This window comes from Roseitalea sp. (genome assembly GCF_984466335.1).
The window spans coordinates 1-5,598 of the sequence record NZ_CFIFWG010000181.1 but is presented as its reverse complement, the minus strand read 5'-3'; the positions used below and the strand labels follow the sequence as shown (position 1 = coordinate 5,598).

The window sequence follows — 5,598 nt, the reverse complement described above, 5'->3', positions numbered from 1 at the left end:
GATCTGGGCGACAATATCGTGCAGGCCATCAGGGACGGCGTGATCCGGTGGGGCATCGACCAGCAGCCCTTCCTTCAGGCCTATCTGCCGGTGATCGTTCTGGCCAACTATCACCGGTTCGGCGTCCTGCCCGGCAACAACATCAATTCCGGCCCCGGCTTCGTCACCGCCGACGGCCTTGAGAAGGTCGAGATGTTCGCCGGCGAGTTCCGCTGACGATCCTGCGCGGCGGCCCTCGGGCCGCCGATTTTCTTCACTTTCCCAATGGAGCCAGGGCGATGTCCGAGACGGCGCAAACCCAGGCCGTGCCCGACGAGCGCGTCAAGCAGATGTCGCGCCTGCGCAAGGCGCTGATCCGTCCCGAGCTGGGCGGTATCGCGGGCACGATCATCGTCTTCGCCTTCTTCCTTCTGACGGCCTTCGATTCGGGCATGTTCAACCCGCAGGGCATCATGAACTGGTCGGTCGTCTCGGCGCAGTTCATGATCATCGCCGTGGGCGCGTGCCTTTTGATGATCGCCGGCGAGTTCGACCTGTCGGTCGGCTCGATGATCGGCTTCGCAGGCATGATGATCGCCATCTTCTCGGTGACAATGGACTGGCCGGTCTGGATGGCGATCGTGTCCACGTTCGCCATCTGCGTGGCCATCGGCGCGCTCAACGGGTTCATCGTCGTCCGCACGGGCCTTCCCAGCTTCATCGTCACGCTCGCCTTCCTGTTCATCCTGCGCGGCTTCACGATCTATCTGCCGCAGACCATCGAGCGCAAGACGATCATCGGCGGGGTTTCGGAGGCCGCGCGGGGCGACTGGCTCGCGCCGCTCTTCGGCGGGGAGGTTTTCGGCGGGCTGTTCCGGTGGCTGGGCGACAACGGCCTGATCGCCACCTTCGAGCGCGGCACGCGCGCGGGCGAGCCCGTCGTCGACGGCATTCCGATGCTGATCGTCTGGGCGATCGGGCTCGTCGTCTTCGGCCATATCCTTCTGACCCGCACCCGGTTCGGCAACTGGATCTTCGCCGCCGGCGGCGACGCGCAGGCGGCGCGCTATGTGGGCGTGCCCGTGAACCGGGTGAAGATCCTGATGTTCATGTTCACCGCCTTTTGCGCCTGCGTGTTCGCCACCGCCCAGGTGATGGAGTTCGGCTCGGCCGGCGCCGACCGCGGCCTGCTCAAGGAGTTCGAGGCGATCATCGCGGTGGTGATCGGCGGCGCGCTCCTCACCGGCGGCTACGGCTCTGTGATCGGGGCGGCGCTCGGCGCGCTGATCTTCGGCGTGGTGCAGCAGGGCCTGTTCTTCGCCGGTGTCGAAAGCTCGCTATTCCGCGTGTTCCTGGGCGTGCTGCTTTTGATGGCGGTGATCCTGAACACCTATATCCGCCGGATGATCACGGGGGAGCGCTGAGATGGCTTCCACGCACGCACCCATCATCGAGATGCGCGACATCGAAAAGCATTTCGGCTCTGTGATCGCGCTGGCCGGCGTATCGGTCGACATCCATCGGGGCGAATGCCACTGCCTTCTGGGCGACAATGGCGCGGGCAAGTCGACCTTCATCAAGACCATGTCGGGCGTGCACAAGCCGACCGGGGGCGCGATCCTGTTCGAAGGCAGGCCCATGCATTTCGACGATCCGCGCGATGCGATCGCGGCCGGCATCGCCACTGTCTATCAGGACCTGGCGATGATCCCGCTCATGTCCGTCAGCCGCAATTTCTTCATGGGCAACGAGCCGACCGTGCGGCGCCTCGGCCTTCCCTTCTTCAACCATGAGCACGCCAACCGCGTGACCATGCAGGAGATGCGCAAGATGGGCATCAATCTGCGCGGACCCGACCAGGCCGTCGGCACGTTGTCGGGCGGCGAGCGCCAGACGGTGGCGATCGCGCGCGCGGTCCATTTCGGCGCCAAGGTGCTGATCCTCGACGAGCCGACATCGGCGCTCGGCGTGCGCCAGACGGCGAACGTGCTGGCCACCATCGACAAGGTGCGCAAGAAGGACATCGCCGTCGTGTTCATCACCCACAATGTGCGCCATGCGCTGGCGGTGGGCGACCGGTTCACCGTGCTCAACCGGGGCAAGACGCTGGGCACCGCCCAGCGCGGCCAGATCACGCCGGACGCGTGGCAGGACATGATGGCCGGCGGCCAGGAAATGGCCCAGCTCGAAGGTTCGCTCGGCGGCACGGTTTAGGGCCCGCTCTACGAACGCGCTAAATCTCCACAGACCCTAGAGCGGAGATGCGTTTCATGGAAACGCAGAAACGCTCCACCCTTTTGTTTTGTCGCTTGTCTTATCGGCTCCGGTGATTCCGCTTTCGCCGGACGCACTCTAGCTCGTGCGCCGCAGCACCACTGGGATCAGAAATGTCAGCAAGACCAGCCGGCTGACATGGTGGGCGGCGACGAAGGCCGGATTGACGCCCAACAGAAGCGCCATGGCCGCCATCGCCTCCAGGCCGCCGGGCGCATAGGCGACCAGCGACTGGACGAGCGGCAGGCCCAGCGCGACGACCGCGACCAGCCCCGCAAGCGTCGCGACCAGCGCGGAGAGCGCGGTGAAGGCCAGGGCGGCGAGCGCGGCCTTGCGGATTTCGGCGAGCGCGACGCCTGAAAAGCGGGTGCCGATCAGCGTGCCCATCACCACGAAGCCCGGCACCGACAGCCAGACCGGCACGAGGCCCGGGCCCGTGTCTGTCAGGTGCCCGACCGAAGAGGCGAGCATGCCGCCCAGAAGAAAGGCGGCGGGCACGCGCAATCGCCCCAGCAGATAGGCGGCGGCGAGCGCGGCGAGGCCCGTCGCGGCCAGAACGATAAGCGTCATCGGCTGCCCTTCGGGGAGCGCCTCGCCCAGCGTTCCGCCCGCCAGCGCCACGGCCAGAAACGGAACGACCAGCGTCAGCGCCAGAACGCGCGTCGACTGGATGATGGAAACGGCGGCGACGTCGGCTTTGGCCACGGCCGTGCTCAGACCGAGCACGAAGCTCAGATGGCCGGGCGCGGCGGCCAGCAGGGCGGTGGTCCGGCCATAGCCGAAGCCGCGTTCGAGCATGGCGGCGCCCAGGCCCATGATGGCCAGCATGGCAAGCGACAGGATCAGGATCGAGGCCGGCCATTGCAGGGCCGTTGCGACCATCTCGGGCGTGACCGCCGCGCCGATCGTCATGCCGATGACGATGAAGCATGCATTGCGCAGCGCATCGGGAATGGCGAGCCGCAGGCCGGCAAGCGCGGCGACCGTCACGCACAGGGCCGGTCCCGTGAGCCACGGCGCCGGAAAGGAGGCCAGATAGGCCAGCGCCGCGCCGGCCGCCCCGATCGCCAAAGCAAGTGCGGTGGCCTTCAAGCCGGTCCCCTCAATCGCCCGAACTGGTCGTCCGCGCGTAGGCGCGGTCCTTCATCTGGCGGATCTTGCCGGTCACGAACGGAGCGACGAGGCATGCCGCGGCGATCAGCAGGATGGTCAGCGTCAGCGGGCGCTCCCACAGGAACGACCAGCTATCGTCGTTGATCAGGAGCGCCCGGCGCAGATTCTCCTCCATCATGCCGCCCAGGATGAAGCCCAGGATCATCGGCGCCATGGGAAAATCGAGAATGCGCAGAACCACCGCGCAGACCGCGAAGATCACCATGAGCTGGATGTCGAACGTGTTGAAGGACACGAAATAGACGCCGATCAGCGAAAAGAACAGGATCAGCGGCAAAAGGAAGCGCGACGGGATCGCCAGAACGCGGGCGATATAGGGGATCAGCGGCAGGTTGAGGATCAGCAGCACGATGTTGCCGATCCACATCGACACGATCACCGACCAGAACACCTCGGGCTGATCGATGTAGAGGCGCGGGCCGGGCTGGATGCCGTAGCCGATCAGCGCGCCGAGCATGATCGCCGTCGTTCCCGAACCGGGAATGCCCAGCGTCAAAAGCGGCACGAAGGAGCCGGTCGCCGCCGCGTTGTTTGCGGTCTCGGGCGCCGACAGGCCGCGCACCGAGCCCTTGCCGAACTGCTTGCCTTTTTCCGGTCCGGCCAGGCGCTGCTCGGTGCCGTAGGCCAGGAACGAGGCGATGGTGGCGCCCGCGCCGGGCAGCACGCCGATCAGGAAGCCCAGCACCGAGGACCGGCCGATCACCGGCGCCATCTCCCTGACTTCCTGCTTGCTGACGGCCATCGAGCCCAGATTCTGCGAGGCTTCCTTCTCCTTGAGGCGGTCCGCGTCGCCCTTGGGCTTCAGGATCGCCATCAGCGCCTCGGACAGCGCGAATGTGGCCATCACCAGCAGCAGGAAGGAAATGCCGTCGACAAGATCGATCATGCCGAGCGTGAAGCGCGGAACCCCTTGCGTCTGGTCGGTGCCGACCGTCGACAGCATCAGGCCGACGACGGTCATCAGAAGCGCCTTGGCCATGTCGCCTTTGCCGGCGAAGGCGGCCACCGCGACCAGGCCGAGCACCATCAGTGCGAAATAGTCGGTCGAATGGAAGGACAGCGAGACGGCGGCCAGCGAAGGCGCCGCGACCAGCAGGAACAATGCGGCGATGACGCCGCCCGAAAAGGACGAATAGGCGCCGATCGCCAGCGCCTTGCCGGCCTTGCCGCTCTTCGCCATGGGATAGCCGTCGAACGAGGTGGCGACCGTCGAGGCGACGCCCGGCGCGTTGATCAGGATCGACGAGGTCGAGCCGCCGAAGATCGCGCCGTAATAGACGGCGGCCATCAGGATGATGCCGGCGGACGGCTCAAGCGTCGCCGCGATCGGGATCATCAGCGCGATCGCCGACATGGGCCCAAGGCCCGGCAGCATCCCGATGAAGGTGCCGGCCAGGCACCCCATCATGACGAAGATGATGTTCTGGAACGAAAGGGCCGTCGCAAGGCCGATCAGGATGCCCTCGACCATGGCTCAGCTCTCCCCGCGCAGGAAAGTGGGCAGCGGCTCGATGAACACGTCCAGCCCCTGCGTCATCAGCACCCAGAACAGGACGACCAGCGGCACGGCCACGACGATCAGATGCAGCGGTCGCCGCTCGCCGAGCAGCCAGAAGCCGATCATCAGGAACAGGGACGTGGAGGCGATGAAGCCGAGCGGGCGGATGGTGAAGCCGTAGGCCGACATCAGCGCCAGGAACACAACGACCTTGACCCAGTCATAGCCGGTGAAATCGAGCCGCGCCTTCGAGCCGGGGAAGACGATGACGATCAGCGACAGGCCAATGCCCAGCACCGACAGCACCTCGGGCATGGTGCGCGCGTGGAAGGCCACATTCTCCTGAAACGGCAGCAGGCGGATCTGCTGGCTCAGAAACGCGTAGGTGACGCAAAAGGCGAGCAGCAAGAGCCCGCCGACCCGGTCCTTGGATAACGGCATGGTGGTCCTCCCTGGTGTGGTGGATTTGACGTTCGTCGCATTGTTCGCGGCACATGCGTGAACGAACTTCAAATCCAAAACCACACTTTATTCAATAAGTCGCTCGTGTCCTTTCGAATCCGAAATTCGCCCCGAGCCCGCTGCCTTCATGGAACGAACCTCGGATGCGGGACACCGGCAGAACGATTCCATCCAAGCATGAAAGGCTCTGGGTGGCCGCGCGGACAGTTTGC

Annotated in this window: 5 protein-coding genes and 1 pseudogene; 3 read left to right on the top strand and 3 right to left on the bottom strand. The window is 65.6% G+C overall.

The genetic code is table 11. From position 1 onward, the window contains the following. The 3 genes and pseudogenes from AC5E6L_RS13610 to AC5E6L_RS13600 all read left to right on the top strand — a co-directional run. Positions 1-216: pseudogene (locus AC5E6L_RS13610) on the top strand (sugar ABC transporter substrate-binding protein); the annotation flags it as partial. Between the two features lie 62 nt (positions 217-278). Next, the gene (locus AC5E6L_RS13605; protein WP_491229098.1) at positions 279-1,403 is read left to right on the top strand and encodes an ABC transporter permease; all 1,125 of its coding nucleotides are present in this window, start codon (positions 279-281) and stop codon (positions 1,401-1,403) included. Between the two features lies 1 nt (position 1,404). Continuing rightward, positions 1,405-2,193, top strand: coding sequence for an ATP-binding cassette domain-containing protein (locus AC5E6L_RS13600; RefSeq protein ID WP_491773990.1), 789 nt, complete (start codon positions 1,405-1,407; stop codon positions 2,191-2,193). 138 nt (positions 2,194-2,331) lie between these two features. Here the strand turns inward: AC5E6L_RS13600 and AC5E6L_RS13595 are convergent, their stop codons facing one another. The 3 genes from AC5E6L_RS13595 to AC5E6L_RS13585 are packed head-to-tail and all read right to left on the bottom strand — an operon-like array spanning position 2,332 to position 5,365. Next, on the bottom strand, positions 2,332-3,345 hold the full coding sequence (locus tag AC5E6L_RS13595; RefSeq protein ID WP_491773989.1) for an AbrB family transcriptional regulator: 1,014 nt from the start codon (positions 3,343-3,345) through the stop codon (positions 2,332-2,334). 10 nt (positions 3,346-3,355) lie between these two features. Continuing rightward, positions 3,356-4,897, bottom strand: a complete 1,542-nt coding sequence (locus tag AC5E6L_RS13590; RefSeq protein WP_491773987.1) for a tripartite tricarboxylate transporter permease — start codon at positions 4,895-4,897, stop codon at positions 3,356-3,358. Positions 4,898-4,900: 3 nt separating this feature from the next. After that, positions 4,901-5,365, bottom strand: coding sequence for a tripartite tricarboxylate transporter TctB family protein (locus AC5E6L_RS13585; RefSeq protein WP_491230854.1), 465 nt, complete (start codon positions 5,363-5,365; stop codon positions 4,901-4,903). Positions 5,366-5,598: the final 233 nt, after the last annotated feature.